This window comes from Herpetosiphon sp., from assembly GCF_003512625.1.
GTDB classification, from domain to species: Bacteria; Chloroflexota; Chloroflexia; order Chloroflexales; family Herpetosiphonaceae; genus Herpetosiphon; species Herpetosiphon aurantiacus.
In genome coordinates this window covers 62,943-86,631 of the sequence record NZ_DOPT01000001.1, presented here as the reverse complement: position 1 = coordinate 86,631, position 23,689 = coordinate 62,943, and the positions used below count along the sequence as shown (strand labels likewise).

Sequence of the window (23,689 nt, the reverse complement as noted above, 5' to 3'; positions counted from 1 at the left end):
CCTTTGAAGTCATTGTTAATCGTCGTTGATTGCCCCGTGGATTCAGAATGGTGGTTCGTCAGCTAACGCCCGGGTTGTTATCTGCGCAACAGTCACCCACGGTATCGCACACACCGCTAAGAAGAGGTTCGCCGTGGTGTTCTGGCAGTGCCCTACACCAGCCCGACGATCCTATCGTAGGTTGTCAATCGAGGGAGATAGCTCCGGATGGACAGAGGTTTCGATGTGTTTGTGTACTATTAACGTACAAGCGTTTTAGGCCATTGTCAAGCCATAAAACCCATTTTATTAATCTGTCTTTTGGTTGCGCTATTACGACAAAATGCGATGATTTAGCAGGCTAAACCATCCACTGGGTCAGCGCCGCAATATCTTCTGGGTGCAGCATTGGATGCACTTGGATGACATCAATTGGCACACTAGCCAATGCTAAAGGCGCAGTCGTAATCACCAAATCGGCATTGGCTAAACGTTCTGCCGAAAGCTCGCGCATCGAGAGCACTTCAAAAATACCCAGTTTGGGAAACCGTGCTTTGAGCCGTGCTACCAACAGTTGAGTTGTGGCCATGCCGCTCGGGCAAACCACCAGAATATTGCGGGTTTGCACAGGCCGCGCCCGCACCACCGCTGCCCGCAACAACAAAATCAGCTCATCACGGGCATCAATCGGCAAAGCTACACCAATCGTTGCCAGCAGCTTGCGATCAATTAAATCGGCCACCCGCCGCTCAGTTGCATAACGTTCACTCTGCGTTTCGCTGGATTGATGGGTCGGAATCCACAAACCAAAGCGCTGGCGATTGCAGGCTGGCGGAATCAAGGCGGCCAAACCATCACCCAAAAGCTGATCGTTGGCAAGCTCTGCGACATCGTAGCTACTGGCAATCAAATCAATCAGTGCATTGATCAACCGAACGGTTACGTGATCGGTCTCATGCTGATTGGGCCATGGCCGTTCGCGGGCAGCACACACCAATTGCAAGGCTACACCAGCAATTTCAGCAAGATCGATCGTTGCACTGGCCTGCAAACCATAATGTTGCTCAAATTGCGTAGCAACTGACCAAACCAACTGCTGTTCCAGCCAATGTAATGTTTCGGGATGCCAATGGAGATACTGTTGAGCATTGATCCGTTGCTGTTGCAAAGCCAAGGCCAAAGCCAGCAAACTAATTGCCTGATCGCTAAACCGCGCATTCAAGGCAGCTTCGGCCCAGATCGCCTGCTGTTGGGCTTTAGGCAGATCAAGCTCCTGCAAAAAGCTATTGACCCGTTGAATAATCGGTAAGAGGGCTGCATCTTGTTGCAACACAAAATCAAAGCCAAGGCCCGCTTGCACGCTGATAATTGGCAAACTAAAGGGCACATCGCCCCATAACAAGGCTGCCAAGGCTTGGCGTTTCGCCAACTCAGCGCCTTCGATCCAGCAGCCGCGATGTTGTCGCCGCACCACTTGCAAACCAAAACTGGCCAACCAAATCTCCATGACATCGAGATCTTTAAGCACCGTCGTGCGAGCAACTGCTAAATCTTGCTGGAGTTGGTTGAGGGTCAAGGGTTCGGGGGTAATCAACAGCACTAAGGCCAAAAGCTGACCACGTTGTTCGGGCGTGAGAATTAATTGAAATTTGGCATGCGATTCTAGCTCAGCATAAAGCCGTTCACGTTGCTGGGCCGAGCAGATCAGCTGCATGCCAACCCCAGGCACTTGGCGCAAACTGGCATGGCGACGAGCCAACCACAGCTTAATACTCCGTAAACTATAGGAAACTTGGCGTGGTGTGAGATGGAGACACTGACCGAGTGCCGCAGCCCCGATTGGAGTCTCAGTGGTAAGCAACAGATACAACAGATCACGTTGAGCAGTCGTCAGCGACAGCATACGTTTACCCCATAGTCGTAGAGCGAAATAGGTTCCCTACAATCAGAGAGTTAATGTATGCTAGCCGCGTTTTAGCCCATTGTCAAGCGCTAAATCATGGTTTATTAATACATTTTTTATTACTTTAATTAATACAAAAGTGGATGATTTAATAGGGCTACGTTTGAGGCTTGACGATCAATTTCCTTGCCCGCAGCCTCCGCTGCCGCCGAGCGAGTAAGAGGAAATCACCAAGCGAAAAGCCCCTCTCCCGTTCAACGGGAGAGGGGTTGGGGTGCGGGAACCTCACTTTGGTTCTTCATTGACGATGGGTATCTCGGTTGCTTGGGGCTGTGCTGGTGGTTGTGATGCATCCAACTGATTCAAAAAGCGATCGGTATAGGTTTCTTCGTTGGGGTCAAAATGCTTGGCTGCGCGGGAAAAATAGGGAGTGGTTACACGCCGCGCAAATTCAAGCAAACCTTCTTTTTGAATCGAAGTTAAGGCTTCGCGGTAATACTCAAAAATATGCGTATTGCCCAAGCTCCAGCCTGCCTGTAATGCACCAGTCGCCACGACTGCTGAAACATCCAACAATGATTGACCTTCAGTGCGAGCGGTTTCGCGTAATTGATCAAAGGTATCGGCCAAAGCAGTTGGTTCGGGCAAGCTATTAGCATTGGCTTTGATCGTTTCCCACGAAGTTCGCAAGGCTGAAACATCAAGTGGCGGCAGATCAACCGCATCGGCAGCAATACCTGAGGTTCCTTCCAAACTTTCGAGCAACGCATCGACCGAGTTGATGTTAGCTTCAGCTGGCAATAATTGGCGTTGTTGCAACTCGCCAACTAACGCTGCCAAATAAGTTCTGGTGCCGCTCGTCACATCCGAAGCAGCAGCTAAAAGCCACAATGGCGACCAACCAAGGCTCAAAAAGCCGACCAATTCAACCGCATTGCCCGCTAATTTGCGTTTGGTCAGTTCTTCGATGCTCATTTTTTGATCAGCATAAACATTCGGCACATCGCCAATCAACTCAATCGTAATTCGCAGTAAACGATCAAAGGTCACTTGATAGAGCCGCGTATTACGCAAACTCTTGGGAACGATCACATTGCTGGCCTCGTTGACCAAGCCACCAACCAAGGCTGCGCTCGCTCGAAGCGTGCGCTCTGGCAACGAAATCACATAATTTAAGGGTTTTTCCATCGACATCTCCTTTGACAGCGCCTGATCTAGGCTAATGCTAGGACGATTGTTGGCAGAAGTTTGTTTTAGGCTTGGCCTTTGATCCACGAAGAGCACGAAGGGCACGAAGGCTGAGTTAGTAACGATTCTGACAAAACTGGCGTACAGCCTTCACGAATCATCTGTTTAGAGATATCAGGGTTTTATGCGGCAACAGCTTTTTCTGGGGATTGGTTTATTAATTTTGGTTGGTTGTGGGCAGACCAAAGCCCCATTGCGGCTCGTCTCAACCTCAGTTCCCCAAGCGGTAATTATGCAGAATACCCCGCGCCCAACATCAATTCCGCCAGCAGCAACACCTTTGGTTGGCTCAGTTGGTGCAGTATCAAACCTACGTGCCGACCCAAGCACTAATGCCGATATCATCACCACAGTTGATGCTCAAGCTGCGATCATTATTATCGCGCAACAGAATAGTGCCGATCAATTGTGGTATCAGGTACGAGTTAACGATTATCAAGGTTGGATGCATGCCAGTTTGTTCAAGCTATCGGCCCAGCAACAAGCACTATTGCCTTGGGAACAAGCAATGGTTGCACCATCGCCGACGATTCTGCCGACCCAGCGCCCATATGCAACCCAACGGCCAGCAATTAGCCGCCCAAGAGCCACCGCTAAACCGAGCCGTCCATCACGACCAGCAGCGACGAGTCGGCCAACCAAGCCCAAACCACCAACCACCAGCAAGCCACGACCACGCCGTTAAGCCCAGTTAATCAAAACTGGACGTAACATGGCATGCTTAACATGATGATTATTTGCTGAAGCGCTGTGCATTGCGTGCCTGCGCCTTAGCTTTTTCGGCTTCGCGATCTTTGACGGGAGTGCTTGTTTGCAATGCTTCTAGGAGCATTTGGGTATTGGCCGTAATTGCCGCAACCGCCGCCTCAAAGGCCTCACGATTGGCTGCCGAAGGCTGGTTGAAGCCGCTAATTTTGCGCACAAATTGCAGCGCAGCGGCTTCAATTTCGGCCTCGGTGGCTGGTGGCTCAAAGTTAAACAACGGGCGAATATTGCGACACATACGGCCTCACTCTGCGGCTTGCTCAATCCGTTGATATTTTAACATCGCCACGCCAGTGCTCATAGTGCGGGTTTCTACGAGTTTGAGGGTTGCGGTTGTGCCTGGATGAAATAAACGCTGGCCTTCGCCGACCACGACTGGGTAGATCAACAGGCGATATTCGTCGATCAAATTGTGTTTAAGCAGGCTATCGGCCAAAACCGTGCTGCCATAAATCAACAAATTTTGTTCTTCGCGCAATTGGCGAATTTGCGCAATGACATCGCCCTTCAAGAAAGTCGCATTCCACTCAGGCTGCTCAAGCGTGTTGGTTGGCACATATTTCACCAAGTTGTTCATATGTTCAGCGCCTTCATCTTTGGATTCGGGCCAAGCCTTGGCAAAACCCTCGTAGGTCACGCGGCCTAAAAGCAGCGCCGTGCATTCAGCCGATTCTTCAGCTTTGAAAGCCGAAATATCATCAGACCAATAGGGCATCGACCAACCTGGATTTTCGACCACACCATCGAGCGAAACAAACATTGCTAATACAATCTTACCCATTCGTAGATTCCCTTTACAACAGTAGAACACATTTTCTATTTTATAAGCCTTACTTCAAAAAGTCAAGCCTGAATTTCAGGTATACTTAATCAAGAATTCTTTTTTTGAAGCAGACTTGCAGCACGTTTATGAATAATCGCAGCTACAACCAATATTGCGGGCTAGCCTATGCCCTTGAACTGCTCGGCGAACGTTGGACGATTCTGCTCATTCGTGAGTTGGTGGCTGGGCCGCGCCGCTTTAAAGATTTACTGAACGGCTTGCCTGGCATTAGCACCAATCTCTTGACTGAACGGCTTAAACATCTTGAACTGCATGGCATGATCGTGCGCCAAGTCTTGGCTCCTCCAGCAGGATCAACGGTCTATGGCCTAACCGATTTAGGCCGTGGGCTTGAGCCAACGTTGATCGAGCTGGGCAAATGGGGCAGCCAATTTGTGCCTGCAAGCAGCGAGCATGTGCATATTTTGACGATTGGCTCATATGCTTTGACCCTCAAAACTTTTTTTCGCCCCGAGTTGGCTCAATTTCGCGCAAGTTATCAATGGCATGTCGATGGCGAATTGCTGAGTATCACGATTGATCATGGCCAATTACACATTCAGCAAGGCCCAAGCCAACAACCTGATGCGATTATCCACACGACAATCGAGCTTTATTTGCAGCTCTTGCAAGGTGCAATCAGTCCGCAACAAGCAGTTGCTCAAGGTTTGATGCACATCCAAGGCGATTTAGCGGCCCTCGATCGGTTCCTCGCCTGCTGTGCAATTAATACCCCAACTTAAATTGGATACTTATTAATAATATTAAGGGCTTGACAAACCTTTAAATTCCATTAATATAATCGGTATCGTTTCCGGAAACGATACCGATTTTTTATCGTTGTTTATTTGTCCGTGAGCAGGTCACCGTTCCACAAGTTCGCCTAGCGCAGTGTCGGATAGCTGTTTTCGAGGATGAAACTGGGTTCTATCCACGGAGGAACGAATTGAATGGATACTCATTTTTGGCGTAAATTGGCCGCAGTTGGCTTAGCCTGTAGCATTTTGTTTACCTTTATCACGACGGCTCCTCAAGCGGCATTTGCCGCCGCCCCGCTTGGACAAACGATTTGGTTGCGGGCAATTTCAAGTGGGAAATATGTTTCAGCCGATGCCAATCGCGGGGCCAATTCGCCCTTGGTTGCTGATCGTGATACTGCCAATGGTTGGGAACAGTTTCAGGTGGTTGATGCTGGCAATGGCTATGTTGGCCTGCGGGCGTTGGCGACTGGCAAGTTTGTTTCAGCTGATCAAAATTTTGCTAACACACCACTCGTTGCCGACCGTAACACGATTAGCGGTTGGGAACAATTTCAATGGGTCGATGTTACGGCAGGCCAAGTGCAATTACGCTCGATTGGCAATAATAATTTCGTTTCCAGCGATCTTAATCTTGGCACCCACGCACCATTGGTTGCCAACCGACCAACAGCTTCGGGCTGGGAAACCTTCAATTGGGGCGTGGTTGGCACAAATCCAACGCCTAACCCAACCACCCCGCCGGGCACAACCCCCGATTTTGGCCCGAATGTATTGATGTTTGATCCATCGATGTCAACTGCTTCGATTCAAGCTCAAATCAACAATGTCTATGGCATTCAGCAAAATAGCCAATTTGGCTCAGCTCGCTATACCTTGATGTTCAAACCTGGCACCTATAACGGCTTGAACATTCCGGTTGGCTTTTATACCCAATTGCTGGGCGTTGGCGCATCGCCGGATAGCGTCAACATCAACGGTAATGTTTATTCAAATGCCTACTTGGGCAACGATAATGCTACCTGTAATTTCTGGCGCGGCGCTGAAGGCCTTGCGATTACGCCTTCGAATGGCACGATGCAATGGGCAGTCTCGCAGGCTGTGCCATTCCGCCGAATGCACATTCGCGGCAATATGAAACTCAATCAAAATAATGGTTGGTCGAGCGGCGGCTGGATGTCGGATGTCTTAGTTGATGGCAACGTCAACTCTGGCACCCAGCAACAATGGATTTCGCGCAATACCCAATGGGGCAGCTGGACTGGCTCAAACTGGAATATGGTGTTTGTTGGCGTGACCAACCCGCCAGCAGGCAGTTGGCCCAACCCACCATACACCAAAATTGCCCAAACCCCGATTGTGCGTGAAAAGCCATTTGTCACCGTCGATGCTGCTGGCAATTGGGGCGTGCGGGTTCCCTCGTTGCGCACCAACAGCACTGGCATCACATGGGCTGGTGGCTCAACGCCAGGCACGACCATCGCCATGAGCCAATTCTTTATCGCCAAACCAAGCGATAGTGCCGCAACGATCAATGCCCAATTAGCCGCAGGCAAACATCTATTGTTTACGCCTGGAATCTATGCATTAAATGATACGATTCGCGTGAATAACCCCAATACGGTGGTGTTGGGCTTGGGCTTTGCAACCTTGCGCCCAACCACGGGCTTGGCCGCGATGACTGTCGCTGATGTTGATGGCGTGACGATCGCTGGCGTATTGTTTGATGCAGGCCTGATTAACTCGCCAGTTTTGCTGGAAGTTGGGCCAAATGGCAGTAATGCTAGCCATGCTGCCAACCCAATTGTCTTGCACGACGTGATTTTCCGCGTTGGTGGGGCCGCCGCTGGCAAAGCCTCAACCAGCTTCCGAATTAATAGCCACGACACGATTGTTGACCATACTTGGGTTTGGCGGGCCGACCACGGCGACGGCGTGGCCTGGAATAGCAATACAGGTGCCAATGGAGTGATCGTCAATGGCAATAATGTCACGATCTACGGCCTGTTTGTCGAACACTATCAACAATATCAGGTACTTTGGCAAGGCAATGGTGGCCGCGTCTACTTCTATCAATCGGAAATTCCCTACGATCCGCCAACTCAAGATAGCTGGCGCAGTGCAGCGGGAGTCAACGGTTGGGCCTCATACAAAGTTGCCGATAATGTAACCAGCCACGAAGCTTGGGGACTCGGCATTTACAGCGTTTTCACCAACCCTAACATCTGGCTAGCTCGGGCCATCGAAGCACCAAACAACCTCAATGTTCGCTTTCACAACATGATTTCAGTGGCAATTGGGGCCAATGGCGGCATTAGCAACGTGATTAATAATACTGGTGGCTCAACCCAACCAAATGTCACCTACACTCCGAAAGTAACCAATTACCCGAATTAATCCGCTTTGTAGCCCAAACCACCGCTTGGTTGATTGCCAGGTGGTGGTTTTTTGTAGACGACGATCAAGGCCTGTGTTAAACTTGCGCCGCAACCCCAATTGAAACGCCGCATCCAAGGAGTGTGCCATGTCTCAGGCCTTAACCTATGCTAGTTATTTAAAAATTGACGAACTGTTGAATTTACAAACGCCCCGCAGCCATGGCCCCGAACATGATGAATTATTGTTCATCGTGATTCATCAGGTTTATGAGTTGTGGTTTAAGCAAATTTTGCACGAACTTGATTATTTGTGCGATCTGTTGCGAGCCAACGATACAGGCCGCGCCAACCAAAGCATCCGCCGGATTTTGACCATTCTCAAAACTATCGTGGCCCAAGTCGATGTGATGGAAACCATGACTCCCCTGCAATTCAATGCCTTTCGTGGCTCGCTTGAATCGGCCAGCGGTTTTCAATCATTGCAATTTCGCGAAATTGAGTTTGTGCTCGGCTACAAACGCCCAGCAATTTTGCAACATTTTGCCGCATTACCAAGCCATGAACGGCTCGAACAGCGCTACCAAGAACCAAGCCTGTGGGATAGCTTTTTACACTATCTACAGCTGAATGGCTATGCGATTCCCAGCGAGCAAATCGGGCGTGATGTCACCCAATCGCTTGTAGCATCACCCGCAATTCAAACGATCTTGATCACGGTGTATCGCCAAAATCCTTTGGTCAGCAACCTCTGCGAACGGTTGATCGACCTCGACGAGGGCTTTCAGGAGTGGCGCTATCGCCATGTTAAAATGGTGGAACGCACGATTGGCATGAAACAAGGCACTGGTGGTTCAAGCGGTGCGGCCTATCTTGCCAGCACGATCAAGCCATTCTTCCCCGATTTGTGGGCGATTCGTGCCGATTTGTAATTAACTAGTTGCCTATTGCGGAGCCTGCCAAGCATAACCCAAACGGACAGCAATTTGGCCAAACAAGCCAGCATGATCAAGTTCATATGGGTTGCTAAAACTCAAATCGTGCTGCGCTAGCACTATGTTTAAATCGTAGCGAATCTGGCCACAGGCTAAAAATAAGCCAGTTTGGGTTAAATAATCGATCAAGCCTTGCTCATTCAAGGTTTGATCGCTGGCTTCTGTCTGGTCAGGCAATTGCTCAAAAGCTGCCACAATCATGGTCAACGTGTGCCACCATTGCCATAATTTATAGAGTGGAAGAGTGGCATGATTGGGGCGAGGCGCTTGCGGCGGATGCTCATTCCAAAAATAGCCCAGCTCTGTCGAAAGCAATTCCAAAAGATCATGGTAATCAGGATTTGGTTTTTCTAAACCTGTTGGTAGCTGTTGCCCAATAAAAAAGCGTAGATCAGCGCAGCTATGCCGTAATTCGCTGATCAAGCCACTGTGTTGCAGATAGCGCAGAAAATCATGGGTAGCAGTTGCTCGATACTCCTCAACGATCGCTGCGCCAAGCCGATCAGAGCCAACAACCAACATATTGAGGGCTTGCCACCATTTCACAAGATTAAACAACGGAATATAGGCCAGTTTCGATGGTGTTTGCATCACGTAGACCTCAAAAAGTAAAAATGCCCTGATTCTTCGTAGATCAGGACGTTATTGTGTCAGATTAACGCCGAGCTAATGGCAGGTAAACCCGAATATTGCTTGGAATTTGATAATCGATGCGTGGGCCATAGTGCGGCAGCGGCTTGCCCAATTCAAACGCACCTAAATCGGGCTGACCATCGGTGACAAATGGATCATTGAGGTTGGCAATTACTGCACCTTTATTAATCGCCACCGAGCTGTTTTGCAAACGTAAATCGGCTTCGCCAATCGGCGAGGCCACATCGACCGAGGCTGGCAGCGTGGCATTATAGACATCATTGAAACTCACGGTTACGCCATGGGTTTCAACCCCAATTTGTTGCAAATTGCTCAACCGCAAATAACGTTCATTATTCCATTTAAAATCAGGTGCTGAAGGCGAATCGCTGGCGTGGTTGGTTCCCCAGCCGTTGTAATCGACATCGCGAAAGCCTTCGTCGGCAATCGTCATAAACTCAAAGGCATAGCGTGTGCCAAGCATGAAATTATTGCGAATAATGGTATTGCGCCACTGCTGACCATCATCACTCAGCGCATTGCCGATTCGTGCCGAGCTATTGTGGGCGATAAACAAGCCAGTTGGTTGATTGTGCAATTTGAAGGGCGCACCAGCAATATTAAAAAAGTTATTGCGAAACATGTAAGCTGGCCCGCCATAAATTGGCTGAATGCTGACCCCAGTGCGAGCATTGGTCACCCGATTATTCCAAACTCGCGTATTAGCTTGGTTATAATCGATCTCAATTCCATCATCAACACAAAATGCCGCTTCGTTATGGTAAATATCTTGGCCATAGCTGCTTTGGGCATTCCACGGCTGCACCGAGATACAATCACCAAAATTCATCACGCTGTTATAGGCCACCACATTGCCAGTACCACGTAAATCGAGGCCACGCTCGCTGGGAATGCCTGTGCCTGGCCAGGTCGTGCGGCCAGTAATCACATTATCGATCACGGTTTGGTTGTATTCTTGATGGGTTTGGCGACGGTTGTAAATGCCAAAGCCAACATCACGAATCACATTACGGCTAATCAGAATATCGTGCGTATGTTGGGCATCGATGCCCCAAGCACCGTTTTGAATCGTCAAGTTCTCCAAAATCACAAAGCCAAGGGTTTGATTGCTCTCGCCAAGCGTGACAACACCACGGGTCGTATTGGCTCCATCAATAATCGCCTTGCGATTGAGCGGCCCGCTGATCCGAATTGGTTGGGCTTGCGTGCCGCTGGCCAGAATCTGGAAGGGCTGATAGGTTCCGGCTGCCAAGGTGAAGGTATCGCCTGGTTCAGCATTATCGACTGCGGTTTGGATGCCTTGATATGGATTATTGAGCGTACCATCACCACCGCCATTGCCAGGAACCACAAAGCGTGTGCGCACAGTTGGGCCAAAATCGGCAAGGCTACGGGTACGTTTGGTGATCGTGCGGGTTGTGTTACCGCCATCGGGATCGGTTAAAGTGGCCCGTAATTCATACTCTTCGCCATCGCTGAGCCACATTGCGCTGGCGGCGTGATAATTGCGATTGAGCGCTACGCCCTCAACAATCGTGCTAGGATTGGCTCGCATGGCTGGAGCAGCAGCTCGCCAAGTTGAGCTACCAACCAAACGATATTCCAAGGTTAGCGTACTATTGCGATTGGTATCGCCGCTAATCGCCCACGAGACTCCAATGTGGCTAAATGTCGCGTCGGCGCGTAATTCGCCTGCCACAACCGCACTTTGCGGTGCGGCTACGCCAACTTGGGCCAACAACAACCCCAGAAAAAGAGCCATAAGAATAGATTTCAAGCCTGCCTCCTTAAAAATTAATAATGGTTAGGCAATAAGGGCAGGATTATAGCATGCAATTGCGGAAGTTAAAACAAAACAACGTGAGGGATACTCACGTTGTTGTTTGGCGGGAAGGGAGGGATTCGAACCCTCGGAGGGTGTGACCCCTCGACGGTTTAGCAAACCGTTGCTTTCGTCCACTCAGCCACCTTCCCGTATCTATGGTGGAGGAGCAGGTGGGATTCGAACCCACGAGGGCTTTGACACCCTAACTATTTTCAAGACAGTCGCCTTCAACCGCTCGGCCACTGCTCCGGACGAAATCTCATTCAGTTGTTACGAGGCGTAAGTATAGCAGCGATAGGCTTGTTTGTCAAATTCGACGGTTCTGGCTTCCTTCGTGGAATTCATGTAATGTAAACAAGCGTAAATAATTCTTTTAGGGTATTTTGGTCACTGAAGCTCAATTATCGCCCAGCTAGGCTTCTGCTACTAGCTGGGCGGTTGTGGCTTAGTTTATGGTTTACGGGTAAAGAGATAGGTTTCGCTGCCAAGATCCATGGTCAAGGTTGGTTGGTTATTGGCATCAACTCCGGTTTTGAAGGGAATTCCAGTAAACGGTGGCGTTACTGAGAGATAGCCATCTGGCTGGCCTTGTTCGTTCAAGACTGGCTTGAATTGGGTCTGAATTGCACCAATATCCAGCCACAATTCCTCGCCACTGAGTAGCAAACTCACATCACCCAAGGCGGCATTGGTATAGCTGCCCAACAATGGCTCAACGCTCGCCAAATCCAGCTCAGGCACGATATTTTTGGCGATTTCGCCCAACGATTGTTCGATGCTTTGAGCAGTGTAGGCTGAGGTTTCAGCAGCCTTGCTTGGCTGATCAAAGGCTAATTCAAAGTAGCGGTCGCTAATACTTGTAGCAATATGGTTGGCGTATTGGCCATTAGTCAACACCACAATCCCAATGTTGGCCTCTGGAATAAAGGCAAACTCTGATGAGAAACCAAAGGTCGTACCGCCGTGAGCAATAAATTCCAAGCCATGGTAGTCGCTGATCATCCAACCAAGCCCATAGCTCGATTTAGCATCGATGGCAATTTGCGGCTCCCACAACACAGCTAAATTTTCGTCGGAAACTAAGCGTTGACCACTAGGCGTAATGCCATGATTGAGCAGGGTAATCAGATAATTGCCCATATCGTTGGCAGTTGACCACTCGGTTGCGCCTGCTGGAGCTACTCCTTTGATCGCAAATTCCATGCTGATTGGCAAGGTTTGGTAGGTTGCGTTGACCAAATCCAAGCCATGGGGCAGCGCATGGTTAGGGCTGGCCTCAACGGCTGCTTGATCAAGCGTGGTGCTGTTCATACCCATTGGTTTGAGCACCCGTTCGGTTAATGCTTGAGCAAAGGTTTGATCAAGCTGCGTTAGCTCGCCGCCACTGGCCGCCGCTGCCGCAAAGCCGCCAATCGCCACCATCTGATTGCTATATTGAAAAGCTTCGCCAAAATCGGTAAAGAACTCAAAATCAGCAACCGAAGCGATAATGCCTTGGGCATCCAAATCCTCAGCATTGAAAATCATCTCATAATCACGGCGTGGCACGCCAGTACAGGCACAAACCAAATGGCGCACCGTGATTTGCTTGGTAATTTCCGGATCTTTGACCTTGAAATTGGGCAATAACTCGACAACCGGGGTATCCCAATCCAGCTTGCCTTGATCGACCAAAGTTGCCATTAATAAGGTCGTTAAGCTCTTGCCAGTTGAGCCAATCATCATCTGGGTATCAGCATCCATGGGGGCTTGCGAAACAACATCACGCACGCCAAAACCCTTGCTATAGACAATTTGACCATCTTGGACAATCGCCACACTCACGCCAGGAATTTTATATTCGGCTTGTTCGGCTTGGATAAAGCTTTCTAATTCGCTGATCAGTTCTGGCCCAACATCGACCCGTTGATCAGCGCTAAGCGTGGTTTGATTGAGCGCCAAAATCGTAAAGCCCGATTGAATAATGCCAACTTGCGATTGACGCTTGGCAATTGTGGTATTTTCGCCTTGCACCAGCATCAAATACGCCATGCCTTCATGTAATTGGGCCAAGGCAATCGTCGTTTGAGCCGTGTTCTTGGTGTCATATGCCGCAACTAAGGCTTTTTCCACACCATTTGGCGCTGGCATTTCTTGGCTATCATCGGGGGTAAGCGTAAAACTTGGGTCGGCTTGCTGCCAGCCTAATTCAATCGCCTTGGCCAAATCGGCTTCTTCAACACTCAGCAGGGCAATCGTAATTTTTTGATCGGGATCGTTCAGCCGCACAATACCAGCTTGTTCCTCAAGTTGCCAATTAGTGGGAATCGGCACTGAGAATAATTGACTCGTGCTGGTATAGATACTACTGCTTTCGACACCTGCGCTGGCCTTAGTTGGCGCTGCGGTGACAGTGGTGGCAGCAGTTGGTTCGGCAGTTGCCGCACTCAGGCTGGTTGGCGCAGGAGTGGCGGTTAATGCACTGGTAACGGTGGGTTGGCTGGTAGCATTCGTACAACTAGCCAAAAGAACTGCGGCCATTCCGGTCAGCAAAATCCAGCGTTGCCAGCGTGGCAAGAATTTCGCAACATTCATCATACACAACCTTTCAACCTAACATATTACAACAATCACTTACTTTCAAAAGAATGTTTAGAATGATTGGAGTGATTGCTGTTAGGATAGTTGGTTGGTCGGGTTGAGCCTAGGTTAATAATACTGAATTAAACTCGCCCAAAAGCCAAGCTCAATTGCTCAATTCAACAGGTAGCTGCTCGTACCAAAGATCGAGCTTGACTCATCTGACTCATCATGGAGCACAACTTACGCATAACGAAAAAGCAAGCAGCCTCACAGCTACTTGCTTAAATCCTATAGATTGCCAATTTAGGGAATACGCATCGGCATCACCAAGTGCAGGTATTCATCGCCGCCAATTGGCCGAAATACGCCTGGTGAGTTGGGAGTTTGGGTTTCCAAAGCTACTTGATCGGTGTCGATTGCGCCAAGTGCTTCTTGCAAATAGCGCACATTCAAGGCCAATTTGCCATCATCGCCATCAATTAAGGCGCTAATGGCCTCGACCGATTCACCAATTTCTGCAGCATTAGCATTCAAGAGCAAACGCCCAGGTTCGCTGCCATCGCCGCGTTCCATCGTCAAGGTCACGATGTTGCCAGCAGCCTGCGAGAACAGTGCAATCCGTTTGACAGCGCGGCTAAATTCAGCAGTTGAAATCACGCTGCGGGTTGAGGTATTGCTGGCTGGTGGCACAAAGCGCTCGTAATCGGGGAACTTGCCGTCGATCACCCGCGAAACAAAATCAACAGTATCGCTATGAAAAATAACTTGCCCACCATTGGACGTAATACTCATGGCAATTGGGGTTTCGCTATCGCCAAGGGTGCGGCCCAGTTCAGCCATAGCCCTAGAAGGAATCACCAATTCGGTATCGTAAGCGGCTGGTTCAGGTAATTCGATCGTGCGCACCGCTAAACGATAGCCGTCAATCGCGGCAAAGGTCGCTTGGGTGCCACTCAAACGAATCAGCACACCTTGCAAAATTGGATTGGGATTGGTATTTTCAGCCGCTGCTGCTACCTCTACTTGGCTAACAACCTTGCGCAAAAGCTCAGGTGGTAGATAGGCCAGCACTGGCTCATTACCAGGCACAGCCATCGCCGGAAATTCATCAGCATCGATGCCTTTGATATTGGCTTTGGTGCCACGGCATGTCACAGTTAAGGTTTGCGTCCGTGGATCAACTTCTAATTCGACGGTATCATTGGGCAAATTGCCAACTAAATCCGATAATAATTTGGCTGGAATCGTAATCGCCCCATCTTCATCGACTTTTGCGCCGACGAGTGCGGTAATGCCAATTTCGAGATTATTTCCAGCCAATTTCAGCCGACCACTTTCGGTTGCCAACAAAATATTTGCAAGTACAGGCAAGCTAGAGCGGCCTGCAACAGCATGGCCTGCCAAGGCTAAACCACGCTTTAGATTTTCTTGTAAACACGCTAGGCGCATAGAAAACTCGGTCTCCTTGCCGCGATGCGGCAACCATAACATCGCTAAAATGAACTAGCTCGTTATTATAGCATACTCGTTCTAAGGTGTGACCCATTGGGAAGTGTACGAACCATCGTCAGCCCAAGCAAATTGGGCACGATAGTTGCCAGTAAATTGGAGTTGCAACCAATCCAAATTGCTAATTGTGCTTGAAATAACACAAAAATTGGCGCGACCCACTTCACTTTCGGCCAAGGTTGGCTGACGATCAAGCAATTCTTGGTTAAGGCCATGATTTGGCTCAGCACTAATTTGGCCTGGCGCAATCCCACAATAGCAGCGTCGCCCAAGGACTGCGCTATTCTGCCAAGCCGTATCAACCAATGTATCGTTGATATGCACTTCAGCCAAGCCGCGCAGGCGCAGTTGCAACCGCGCCGTCGGATGATAGAGCAACCAACTGACCCGTGGATCGCGCTGCAACACGGCAATTTTGGGCGAACGCAAATCGCTATGAAACCACAAACGCCGCGTCGTCGGATCAAAGCCGCGTAACACCACCACCCGCTGATCGCTGCCATGCTCGTCGTTTGTGCCAAAAACTGGCGTATGCATTGGATCATTGCGATCATGGACTGCATCGGCAATCAACTGCCAAGCATGTTGCAAAAGCAGTTCAAAAGTTACGGGCTGGCTAAAATCGAGTAGTTTATAGACAGATTCATTCATAGGCTAGCTCCTGATTATTGCAACGCTTCGGCCAAAAATTGAGCCACGTAAGGCTGCACTTGCTGGTTACTCACGCCATTTAAGTTGAAATCAAAGCCATGATTGGCCAAGGGTAATTCAATCATGGTAAATGGGCGGTTAGCTTGCTCCAAGGCATCAGCCATCAGATCAGCGTCAATTGGACGAATAAATTGATCACGCCCGCCGTGCAACAACAAAGTGGCTGGGGTATTTTGACCGACCCAATTGGCTGGGCGAGCTTGACGATAGGCTTCAGCATGAGCTTCGGGCGGCCCACCAAGGTAATCATCCAACGCGCCAGGCGCTAATTCAGGCTTGATCACATTGTAATAATCAAGCCGCGTCGGGGCGTAATAGCTGACCACCGCTCGCACGCTGGTATCAGGTGCATCACAACTTGGAGCAATTGTGGCATCGGAATAGGCCGCAATCAGCACCAATTGTGCTCCGGCTGAACGCCCAACCAACCCCAAGCGCTGGGGATCGATCCCGAATTGCTCGGCGTTGCGGCGCACATAGCCAATTGCACATTTAACATCGCTGACTGCTGCCGGAAACTGAGCTTGGGGCGCTAAACGATAGCTGACATCAAATACCACATAGCCTTGACCAGCGGCCCAACGATTCCAAGCAGGAATATCGCCTTTCGTGCCACCGCGCCATGAGCCACCATGCACCACAATTAAGGCTGGAGCATTGACTGGCGCAGTCGGCGGCACATACACATCAACCAACAACGATTCACCTGCAACCTCAGCATAAACGGTGTTTTGCTCACGCAGCAGGCCTTGCGGCGCAGGATCACCCAAGGCAAATTGGCTAAGCCGAAATGTACCAGGCCCAGCTGCAACCACCGTCGGCTGATTCGAACGCACTCGCAGATCGGTCATTAGTCCACGCACCAACATCCCAGCAATCACAATAAAACTCAGCATCGCTCCAAAACCAACTAGTCGATTGAGCAAACGAGCCAAGCCAGTGGGCGGCGCAAAGCCAAACAACAACCCCAGACTAACCAATAAGACCAGTAAAAACCATGGTGCCCATTCTTGGGCGGCAATTCCTAGCTGGAAAAAAATAAAATTGGGAGCTGGCAAGACCAACATCGCGGCGCTTGCCAAGGCCAGCAGCACAATCGGCAGAATAATGATGGTTAAGGCTAGACGCACACAGGCTCCTTTGCAGCCATGCTTGTAGCGGATCGGCGTTATTGTACCGCCTTTTGAGCCAGAATTATAGCAACGATCATGCCCAAATGCTGTCACAAATCTTCGTTTTAAATTTGCACTTCTTTTTTTGAAGCCATCACTTGCATTTCCAAAGTGTATTTGCTAGAATAATCGCACAAATGTTTTATTTCATTCAAACACTACGGTTAACCGAGCTTGATCACCGGATCGTTGCATAGCCCAAGGAGAGCATAATGACCAAGAGTGAACCACAGCCCATCGCCTTCGTCACAGACAGCGCTTCCGCCATGCCCAATATTGTTGATCGGGCAAATTTCCAAGCGACCGTTGATCGCTTGCGAAGCCGCGAGAAGGCCCATACTCGCGAGGCTGATGCAATTGCCGCTGAGCGTCGCCGCCTGCCGATGGTTGAGCTTGATCCATTAACTCCGTTGGTTGGCAAAAACGGAACGGTTCCGCTAATTGAAGCTTTTGAAGGTCGCCAGCAACTGATGGTCGCCTATATGATGTGGCACGAGGGCAAAACCGCCGCTGAACAATGCCCAGGTTGCACAATGGTCATCAGCCATGCCAACCAATTAGGCTACCTGCATACTCGCGATGTGACGCTGGCCGTGTTGTGCCAAGGGCCGTTCGAGCCAAGCAACCGCTACCGCGAATTTATGGGCTGGACCATGCCATGGTATTCCGTTCCTGAAGCCTCAGTGGAAACCTTGATCGCTGGTCGCCATTTTGGCATGTGGGCTTGTTATTTGCGGAAAGGCGATCGCGTGTTTGAAACGTATTGGACTACCGACCGTGGCTGCGAGTTGATGGGCAGTTCATTCGCGATGCTCGATATGACGGTGTATGGTCGCCAAGAAGTTTGGCAACAGGTACCAGCAGGTTGGCCACAACCATTTGATAACACCATGTGTCTGCCAAACACACTCCAGAACGATAATCCTTTGGCGCATCGTCCAATTGCGCAATGGTCGCGGGTTGCCGAAGGTCATGCTGATAATCTCCAACCCGCAGCGAACGAAGCCGCAATCTAGCAAATACCTTAGTTCATTCACGATATATTTAAGGAGTGTAAGGCACATGTTGGTAAAAAGTGGCTATGCCCCAATTCACGATCTTCAGCTCTACTATGAAATTCATGGCAGCGGTCAGCCGTTAGTTTTGTTGCACGGCGGATTGGGTGGAATTGGCATGTTTGCAGATTTACTACCAGCGCTGGCTGAACAATATCAAGTGATCGGCGTTGAACTTCAAGGCCATGCCCGAACGAATGATATACCACGACCATTAAGTTATGCTGCTATGGCCGATGATGTCGCAGCATTAATCCAATATCTTGGTTTTAGCCAGGTTGATGTAGTAGGTTTCTCGCTAGGTGGTGGGGTTGCACTCCAAACTGCCATTCGTCATCAGCAGTTGGTAGGCAAATTGATCGTCATCTCCGCAACATTCCGTGATACTGCCTGGTATCCAGCAGTCCGCGCGGCCATTGGCCAGCTCGATGAAGTTGCGGCAGCAGCAATGGTCGAATCAATACCCTACAAATTTTATCAGGAATATGCGCCGAATCCGGCTAATTGGGTGCAACTCGTTTGCAAAACAGGGGCAATGGGCAAGCAATCTTTTGATTGGAGCAGCGATGTCGCTAAGCTCCAAAGCCCATGTTTAGTAGTCCAAGGTGATGCAGATAGCATTCCGCTCCGTCATGCGATTGAATTTTTTGAACTGCTTGGCGGACCACAGTCCCATGATCCAGAGCAACGCAGCCAGTCGCAGTTAGCAATTTTACCGAATATCAACCACTTCAACATTATCGACCGCATCGATCTGCTAATGCCAGTTATCAATCAATTTTTAGCTAGCTAATATCATTGGGGAGTATTTTGCCCAAAACACTCCCCAACTTCCAAGATTAACGCTTGAGCAAAGCCCGTAATTCTTCGATAGTTAGCGGTTGCTCTTTACCACGATGCAGCATGGCGTGACAATTTGGGCAAACGGGACGGAGATCGTTAATCGGATCAACCTGATACCCTGCATTAATCGAGGCTAATGGCTTGATATGATGCACATGAATGAAACCTTCGCCAATTGGGCCATAACGCTCGACAAAATCAAGCTCACAAACCAAACAACGTGTGCCATATTGGGCAATACCGCGTTGGCGAGCCTGTGCATTACGTTCATATTGATTAACCAAAACTTGTACTTTAGCGCCTTCCCAAAGTTCAGCTCGTGAATCAAGCTCAACTTGCGAATCAAGCTCGTCAGGATAAAATAAGAATTGCTCAAGAACAGATTTTGCTGGCTTACAGTCACTACAGTATTTAACGGTAGCATCTGGACGATACTTGTTACGCCATCGAATCAATTCATCAACCACAAACGCCGCAATTTTAATCTGGTCACGCCCAGTAAATGCACCTTCAGCCAATCCACGCCGAATATGGCCACAATTCGAGCAATGCAATACCACAGGTAATGATTTAGAAACGCGCTCAACATTCAAAATAAACCCATCTAAATGTTGCTCCATCCACCGAAAATATTTCTCATCATCCCCATTGTCAAAAACTTGATAACTCATCGTCGATCACTCCCTAATACTGAACTTACGATCAGTCGCTTGAATGATGCGATACCTGCGATCATAGCAGCATAATGGATCTATTCTAAGATCAATTAGCCCAGAAACTCCAAAGGAGTTCATTATGCACCTTATTCAGCGGGCTTTTCAGCCTGAGCACGACCAATCTGCAATGCTCGCCTTAGCTAGTGCCAACCCCGATCAACACATGCGAAGCATCGATCTGCCTTATCGCCTAAGTTCGTGGACACTTGATGACCCCGCCAATATTGCTATTTGGCAGACGGACACAGGCCAAATCGTCGGTTGGGCTGCGTTGCAAGTACCATTTTGGATGATCGATTTGGTTTGGCATCCAGATACACCGCTTAGTTTATATCGCGCAATGCTCGAATGGGCCGATCAGCGAGCACAATCATTAATTGGTACAAAACATGCCCGACCAGCCTGGTTTGTGAGTGTTTTTGAGCATCAACACGAATTACGCGAAGTGCTAACGTCCCAAGGGTTCGCTGATCAAAGTGCTGTTGAACAAGACCCGTGGTCGAAATATCTATTTCGGCGTGGCAACCAAGATCCAAGCCCTGTTTCTTTGTCCACAGGTATTAGCATTCGGACACTTGCAGGAATGACTGAAATCGCTGCCTATACCAGTTTGCATCGAGCGGTTTTTGAAAGCACCAGCATGACCGAAGGCTGGCGAGCCAACACGCTCAAACAGCCAAGCTATCGCGCTGAATTAGATTTAGTAGCCGTCGATCAAACTGGCGCTTTGGCTGGCTTTTGCATCGGCTGGTTCAATCAACAAGGCTTTGGTGGACAGCCTAGTGGTCAAATCGAGCCGCTTGGAGTGCGAGCGGATCTGCGGCAGCAGGGCGTTGCCCAAGCCTTACTTGCTGAAAACTTCCGGCGCATGCTAGCCCTCGGAGCCGAACAGATCTTCGTCGAGACCGATAATTATCGCGGAGCAGCCTTTAATTTATACGAAACTGTTGGTTTTGCAATTCATGCGCATGCCTTGGTGTATCGCAAAGATTATGCAGCCTAGTTCATCAATGCTAATACTCTGTGGCTCGTTAGAGGATTGACGGAGCAAAATGCCATTCTATAATTGAGCCATGCCAATACCAATTCTTGCCACCAAGCTACACATTCCGCAGCTTCGCCCAAATGGGGTGATGCGATCGCATTTAATTCAACGTTTAGATGCTGCCAGTCATGCCAGCCTGAATTTGATTTCGGCTCCAGCCGGTTTTGGCAAAAGTAGCTTGCTCAGCGCTTGGCATGCCACAAGCCAACGCCCAATGGCGTGGTTGGCGCTCGACGAACGCGATAATGACCCAAGTCGCTTTTTCAGTTATTTCGTGCATGCCTTGCAAACGCTGATTCCAACATTAAGTTCGGCAAGTTTAAGATTAATTCACACCCAACCGCCAGCTATCGAACAAGCGCTGACGAACTTGATCAACGAATTAAGCGTTGTTGGCAGCTCGGTTAGTTTGGTACTTGACGATTATCATGTGATCGAAAACCATGCGATCGATCAAGCCCTCAGCTTTTTACTGGAACACTTGCCAGCTTCGTTGCGCTTGATCATTGCTACTCGCGAAGATCCCAATTTGCCCTTGGCACGGCTCCGTGCACGCGGCCAATTGCACGAACTGCGCAGCGCTGATCTACGATTTAGCCTCGACGAAGCCCAACTTTTTCTTAATCAAGCGATGGGTTTAGCGCTAAGTCCTGCTGATGTAGCAGCCTTAGAAAACCGAACCGAAGGCTGGATCGCTGGCTTACAATTGGCGGCGCTTTCAATGCAACAGCAAACTGATCGCAGTCGTTTTATCGCTTCGTTCAGTGGTAGCCATCATTTTGTGATGGATTATTTGCTGGAAGAAGTCTTGCAACAGCAAACTCCAGCAGTTCAGCAATTTCTTTTGCAGACCTCAATTCTCAATCGGATGTGTGGATCGTTGTGTGATGCATTGGTTAGCAATGGCACAAATTCAGGCCAACAGATGCTCGAACAGCTTGAACAGGCCAATATGTTTATTGTGCCGCTCGATCATGAGCGGCGTTGGTATCGCTATCATCATTTATTTGGCGAATTGTTGCGCCAGCGGCTCCAACGCAGTTTGGCCCAACAAGCTACTACCAGCCTTGAACAATTACATATTCAGGCCAGCATTTGGTTCGAGGCAAATGAACTTGAGCTTGAGGCCTTCGAACATGCCGCCGCCGCCAACGATACCGAACGAGCCGAACGCTTGATCGAAGGTAAACGGGTTCCGCTGCAATTTCAAGGAGCGCTCTTGCCAATTATGGCTTGGTTGCAAGCGTTACCAACCAACGTGCTCAACCAACGGCCATCACTTTGGGTTACAGCAGCCGCAGTTTGGTTGGCAACTGGCCAGGTGAATGGCATCGAGCAACGGCTGCAAGCGGCGGAACAAGCCATCGATCAACATCCATTAACGCCTAAATTACACGATTTAATTGGGCGAATTGCCGCAATTCGGGGCACGCTCGCACTCAGCCAAAACGATGCAAGCCAAATTATCGCTCAATCCAAACGTGCCTTGGAATATCTCGCGATTGATAATCTCTCGTTTCGCACCTCGACGGTTTGGAAATTGGGCTATGCCTATCAGTTGCAAGGCAAGCGCAGTGCTGCCAAACAAGCCTATGAGCAAGCGATTAGCATCGGTCAACGCTCGGGCAATCTGGTCACGGTTGTGTTGGCATCAATCGGCTTGGGCAATCTCCAAGAAAGTAACAATCAGCTCAAACTCGCGGCCACAACCTACCAACAGGTGCTTGAGGCTAGTCGTCAATTGGCCTTGCCTGCGGCTAACTGCGGAGCCGAGCTAGGTTTAGCCCGCATTTATTATCAATGGAATCAGCTCGACCAGGCTGAGCAGCATTATCAACGAGCCTTGCAAGCAGCTCAATTATTGCAACACACCGATCGCGAGGTGGCTTGTTATGTGATTAAAGCGCGATTGTTGATTGCCCAAAATCAGCTTGACCAAGCAAGTTTATTGTTAGAGCAGGCCAGCGCTGCCGCCCACCAGCATCGCCATACCACCCAACCAGCCAAAATCGCCGCCGAGCAAGTACGAATTGGATTAATGCGTGGCCAAGTACAACAAGCGAGTCAAATAGCGCAAACGCATCAGATTCCAATCAGCCAAGCCCAAGTCTTTTTGGCGCAACAGCAACCAAGCGCAGCCTTGGCGCTGTTACAACCAGCCCTCACGATCGCCCAAACCAATAGCTGGCATGATCAAAGTTTATGGATTAAAGTGTTGCAAAGTTTAGCGTTGGCTGCACTTGAAGATTACGCCCAAGCCCAACAAGTGCTCAAACCAAGCTTAATCAGTGCTGAACCTGAAGGTTTTGTGCGGGTGTTCCTCGATCAAGGGCAGGCAATCCAAAATCTGTTGAGCCATATCAATTTAACGACTTCCTCAAAAAATTATGTCAATCAAATCTTAGCTCATTTTACAACCGAACGAATGCCCCAGCTTTATCCCACAACTCCAAGCTTGCCTGAAATGCTCAGCCAACGTGAGCTAGAAATATTGAGCTTAATCGCGCAAGGCCACTCCAATCAAGCGATCTGCCAACAATTACACCTCGCTTTGGATACGGTTAAAGGCCACAATCGGCGAATTTTCGAGAAACTTCAGGTTCAGCGTCGCACCGAAGCGGTGGCGCGTGCCCGCGAATTAGGCTTGCTCAACCAATAAACTTCACTTCAACCACAACAACACTTTGGTGTCTAACCAAGCTCACAGCAATTGAGTATGCTAGTTGGCAGTTGAGCCGTTGACATTTGTCG

At 49.4% G+C, this 23,689-nt stretch carries 19 protein-coding genes and 2 tRNA genes; 8 read left to right on the top strand and 13 right to left on the bottom strand.

Annotated elements, in window-relative coordinates; translation table 11 throughout:
• Positions 1-340: 340 nt before the first annotated feature.
• Positions 341-1,882, bottom strand: a complete 1,542-nt coding sequence (locus DEF47_RS00370) for a BglG family transcription antiterminator (protein WP_012189074.1) — start codon at positions 1,880-1,882, stop codon at positions 341-343.
• Between the two features lie 285 nt (positions 1,883-2,167).
• Positions 2,168-3,070, bottom strand: coding sequence for a hypothetical protein (locus DEF47_RS00365; RefSeq protein WP_012189073.1), 903 nt, complete (start codon positions 3,068-3,070; stop codon positions 2,168-2,170).
• Positions 3,071-3,254: 184 nt separating this feature from the next.
• Here DEF47_RS00365 and DEF47_RS00360 point away from each other — a divergent pair, with 184 nt between their 5' ends.
• Positions 3,255-3,815: an SH3 domain-containing protein gene (locus DEF47_RS00360; RefSeq protein ID WP_012189072.1), complete on the top strand. Its 561-nt coding sequence runs from the start codon at positions 3,255-3,257 to the stop codon at positions 3,813-3,815.
• A gap of 48 nt (positions 3,816-3,863) precedes the next feature.
• Here the strand turns inward: DEF47_RS00360 and DEF47_RS00355 are convergent, their stop codons facing one another.
• Together DEF47_RS00355 and DEF47_RS00350 are read right to left on the bottom strand one after the other, a co-directional pair.
• A complete protein-coding gene (locus DEF47_RS00355; protein ID WP_012189071.1) occupies positions 3,864-4,133 on the bottom strand; it encodes a DUF2277 domain-containing protein in 270 nt (89 codons plus the stop codon).
• A 6-nt stretch (positions 4,134-4,139) separates the two neighbouring features.
• Positions 4,140-4,676, bottom strand: a complete 537-nt coding sequence (locus tag DEF47_RS00350; protein ID WP_012189070.1) for a dihydrofolate reductase family protein — start codon at positions 4,674-4,676, stop codon at positions 4,140-4,142.
• A 128-nt stretch (positions 4,677-4,804) separates the two neighbouring features.
• On the opposite strand from DEF47_RS00350, the gene DEF47_RS00345 reads away from it, so the two are divergent.
• The 3 genes from DEF47_RS00345 to DEF47_RS00335 all read left to right on the top strand — a co-directional run bounded on the left by DEF47_RS00345 (position 4,805) and on the right by DEF47_RS00335 (position 8,783).
• Positions 4,805-5,461: a winged helix-turn-helix transcriptional regulator gene (locus tag DEF47_RS00345; protein ID WP_012189069.1), complete on the top strand. Its 657-nt coding sequence runs from the start codon at positions 4,805-4,807 to the stop codon at positions 5,459-5,461.
• A gap of 207 nt (positions 5,462-5,668) precedes the next feature.
• Positions 5,669-7,873, top strand: a complete 2,205-nt coding sequence (locus DEF47_RS00340) for a pectate lyase-like domain-containing protein (RefSeq protein WP_012189068.1) — start codon at positions 5,669-5,671, stop codon at positions 7,871-7,873.
• 127 nt (positions 7,874-8,000) lie between these two features.
• Positions 8,001-8,783, top strand: coding sequence for a tryptophan 2,3-dioxygenase (locus DEF47_RS00335; RefSeq protein ID WP_012189067.1), 783 nt, complete (start codon positions 8,001-8,003; stop codon positions 8,781-8,783).
• Between the two features lie 12 nt (positions 8,784-8,795).
• Here the strand turns inward: DEF47_RS00335 and DEF47_RS00330 are convergent, their stop codons facing one another.
• The 8 genes from DEF47_RS00330 to DEF47_RS00295 all read right to left on the bottom strand — a co-directional run bounded on the left by DEF47_RS00330 (position 8,796) and on the right by DEF47_RS00295 (position 17,237).
• On the bottom strand, positions 8,796-9,437 hold the full coding sequence (locus DEF47_RS00330) for a hypothetical protein (protein WP_012189066.1): 642 nt from the start codon (positions 9,435-9,437) through the stop codon (positions 8,796-8,798).
• Positions 9,438-9,501: 64 nt separating this feature from the next.
• A complete protein-coding gene (locus tag DEF47_RS00325; RefSeq protein ID WP_287044900.1) occupies positions 9,502-11,277 on the bottom strand; it encodes a right-handed parallel beta-helix repeat-containing protein in 1,776 nt (591 codons plus the stop codon).
• A gap of 107 nt (positions 11,278-11,384) precedes the next feature.
• Positions 11,385-11,474 (bottom strand) — tRNA-Ser (locus tag DEF47_RS00320).
• 10 nt (positions 11,475-11,484) lie between these two features.
• A tRNA-Ser gene (locus DEF47_RS00315) sits at positions 11,485-11,574 on the bottom strand.
• Positions 11,575-11,775: 201 nt separating this feature from the next.
• A complete protein-coding gene (locus DEF47_RS00310; RefSeq protein ID WP_287044899.1) occupies positions 11,776-13,902 on the bottom strand; it encodes a serine hydrolase domain-containing protein in 2,127 nt (708 codons plus the stop codon).
• Positions 13,903-14,190: 288 nt separating this feature from the next.
• The gene (dnaN, locus tag DEF47_RS00305) at positions 14,191-15,336 is read right to left on the bottom strand and encodes a DNA polymerase III subunit beta (protein ID WP_012189063.1); all 1,146 of its coding nucleotides are present in this window, start codon (positions 15,334-15,336) and stop codon (positions 14,191-14,193) included.
• Between the two features lie 81 nt (positions 15,337-15,417).
• A complete protein-coding gene (locus tag DEF47_RS00300) occupies positions 15,418-16,047 on the bottom strand; it encodes a PNPOx family protein (RefSeq protein WP_012189062.1) in 630 nt (209 codons plus the stop codon).
• 14 nt (positions 16,048-16,061) lie between these two features.
• The gene (locus DEF47_RS00295) at positions 16,062-17,237 is read right to left on the bottom strand and encodes an alpha/beta hydrolase (protein WP_012189061.1); all 1,176 of its coding nucleotides are present in this window, start codon (positions 17,235-17,237) and stop codon (positions 16,062-16,064) included.
• Positions 17,238-17,491: 254 nt separating this feature from the next.
• On the opposite strand from DEF47_RS00295, the gene DEF47_RS00290 reads away from it, so the two are divergent.
• Entirely contained in the window at positions 17,492-18,295 is an 804-nt protein-coding gene (locus DEF47_RS00290) for a DUF899 domain-containing protein (protein WP_012189060.1), read from the top strand.
• 46 nt (positions 18,296-18,341) lie between these two features.
• Entirely contained in the window at positions 18,342-19,127 is a 786-nt protein-coding gene (locus DEF47_RS00285) for an alpha/beta fold hydrolase (RefSeq protein ID WP_012189059.1), read from the top strand.
• Positions 19,128-19,173: 46 nt separating this feature from the next.
• Here the strand turns inward: DEF47_RS00285 and DEF47_RS00280 are convergent, their stop codons facing one another.
• The gene (locus DEF47_RS00280) at positions 19,174-19,848 is read right to left on the bottom strand and encodes an HNH endonuclease (protein ID WP_012189058.1); all 675 of its coding nucleotides are present in this window, start codon (positions 19,846-19,848) and stop codon (positions 19,174-19,176) included.
• Positions 19,849-19,972: 124 nt separating this feature from the next.
• On the opposite strand from DEF47_RS00280, the gene DEF47_RS00275 reads away from it, so the two are divergent.
• Together DEF47_RS00275 and DEF47_RS00270 are read left to right on the top strand one after the other, a co-directional pair.
• The gene (locus DEF47_RS00275; protein WP_012189057.1) at positions 19,973-20,896 is read left to right on the top strand and encodes a GNAT family N-acetyltransferase; all 924 of its coding nucleotides are present in this window, start codon (positions 19,973-19,975) and stop codon (positions 20,894-20,896) included.
• A gap of 130 nt (positions 20,897-21,026) precedes the next feature.
• On the top strand, positions 21,027-23,597 hold the full coding sequence (locus DEF47_RS00270; protein WP_287044898.1) for a winged helix-turn-helix domain-containing protein: 2,571 nt from the start codon (positions 21,027-21,029) through the stop codon (positions 23,595-23,597).
• Positions 23,598-23,689 lie beyond the last annotated feature (92 nt).

What these genes read in the sequence shown, in the direction of transcription:
- DEF47_RS00370 (WP_012189074.1), bottom strand. Translation starts at nt 1,882, where the DNA reads ATGCTGTCGCTGACGACTGCTCAACGTGATCTGTTGTATCTGTTGCTT.
- DEF47_RS00355 (WP_012189071.1), bottom strand. Translation starts at nt 4,133, where the DNA reads ATGTGTCGCAATATTCGCCCGTTGTTTAACTTTGAGCCACCAGCCACC.
- DEF47_RS00365 (WP_012189073.1), bottom strand. Translation starts at nt 3,070, where the DNA reads ATGGAAAAACCCTTAAATTATGTGATTTCGTTGCCAGAGCGCACGCTT.
- DEF47_RS00330 (WP_012189066.1), bottom strand. Translation starts at nt 9,437, where the DNA reads ATGCAAACACCATCGAAACTGGCCTATATTCCGTTGTTTAATCTTGTG.
- DEF47_RS00350 (WP_012189070.1), bottom strand. Translation starts at nt 4,676, where the DNA reads ATGGGTAAGATTGTATTAGCAATGTTTGTTTCGCTCGATGGTGTGGTC.
- DEF47_RS00340 (WP_012189068.1), top strand. Translation starts at nt 5,669, where the DNA reads ATGGATACTCATTTTTGGCGTAAATTGGCCGCAGTTGGCTTAGCCTGT.
- DEF47_RS00345 (WP_012189069.1), top strand. Translation starts at nt 4,805, where the DNA reads ATGAATAATCGCAGCTACAACCAATATTGCGGGCTAGCCTATGCCCTT.
- DEF47_RS00310 (WP_287044899.1), bottom strand. Translation starts at nt 13,902, where the DNA reads ATGATGAATGTTGCGAAATTCTTGCCACGCTGGCAACGCTGGATTTTG.
- DEF47_RS00360 (WP_012189072.1), top strand. Translation starts at nt 3,255, where the DNA reads ATGCGGCAACAGCTTTTTCTGGGGATTGGTTTATTAATTTTGGTTGGT.
- DEF47_RS00280 (WP_012189058.1), bottom strand. Translation starts at nt 19,848, where the DNA reads ATGAGTTATCAAGTTTTTGACAATGGGGATGATGAGAAATATTTTCGG.
- dnaN (WP_012189063.1), bottom strand. Translation starts at nt 15,336, where the DNA reads ATGCGCCTAGCGTGTTTACAAGAAAATCTAAAGCGTGGTTTAGCCTTG.
- DEF47_RS00270 (WP_287044898.1), top strand. Translation starts at nt 21,027, where the DNA reads ATGCGATCGCATTTAATTCAACGTTTAGATGCTGCCAGTCATGCCAGC.
- DEF47_RS00300 (WP_012189062.1), bottom strand. Translation starts at nt 16,047, where the DNA reads ATGAATGAATCTGTCTATAAACTACTCGATTTTAGCCAGCCCGTAACT.
- DEF47_RS00290 (WP_012189060.1), top strand. Translation starts at nt 17,492, where the DNA reads ATGACCAAGAGTGAACCACAGCCCATCGCCTTCGTCACAGACAGCGCT.
- DEF47_RS00335 (WP_012189067.1), top strand. Translation starts at nt 8,001, where the DNA reads ATGTCTCAGGCCTTAACCTATGCTAGTTATTTAAAAATTGACGAACTG.
- DEF47_RS00275 (WP_012189057.1), top strand. Translation starts at nt 19,973, where the DNA reads ATGCACCTTATTCAGCGGGCTTTTCAGCCTGAGCACGACCAATCTGCA.
- DEF47_RS00285 (WP_012189059.1), top strand. Translation starts at nt 18,342, where the DNA reads ATGTTGGTAAAAAGTGGCTATGCCCCAATTCACGATCTTCAGCTCTAC.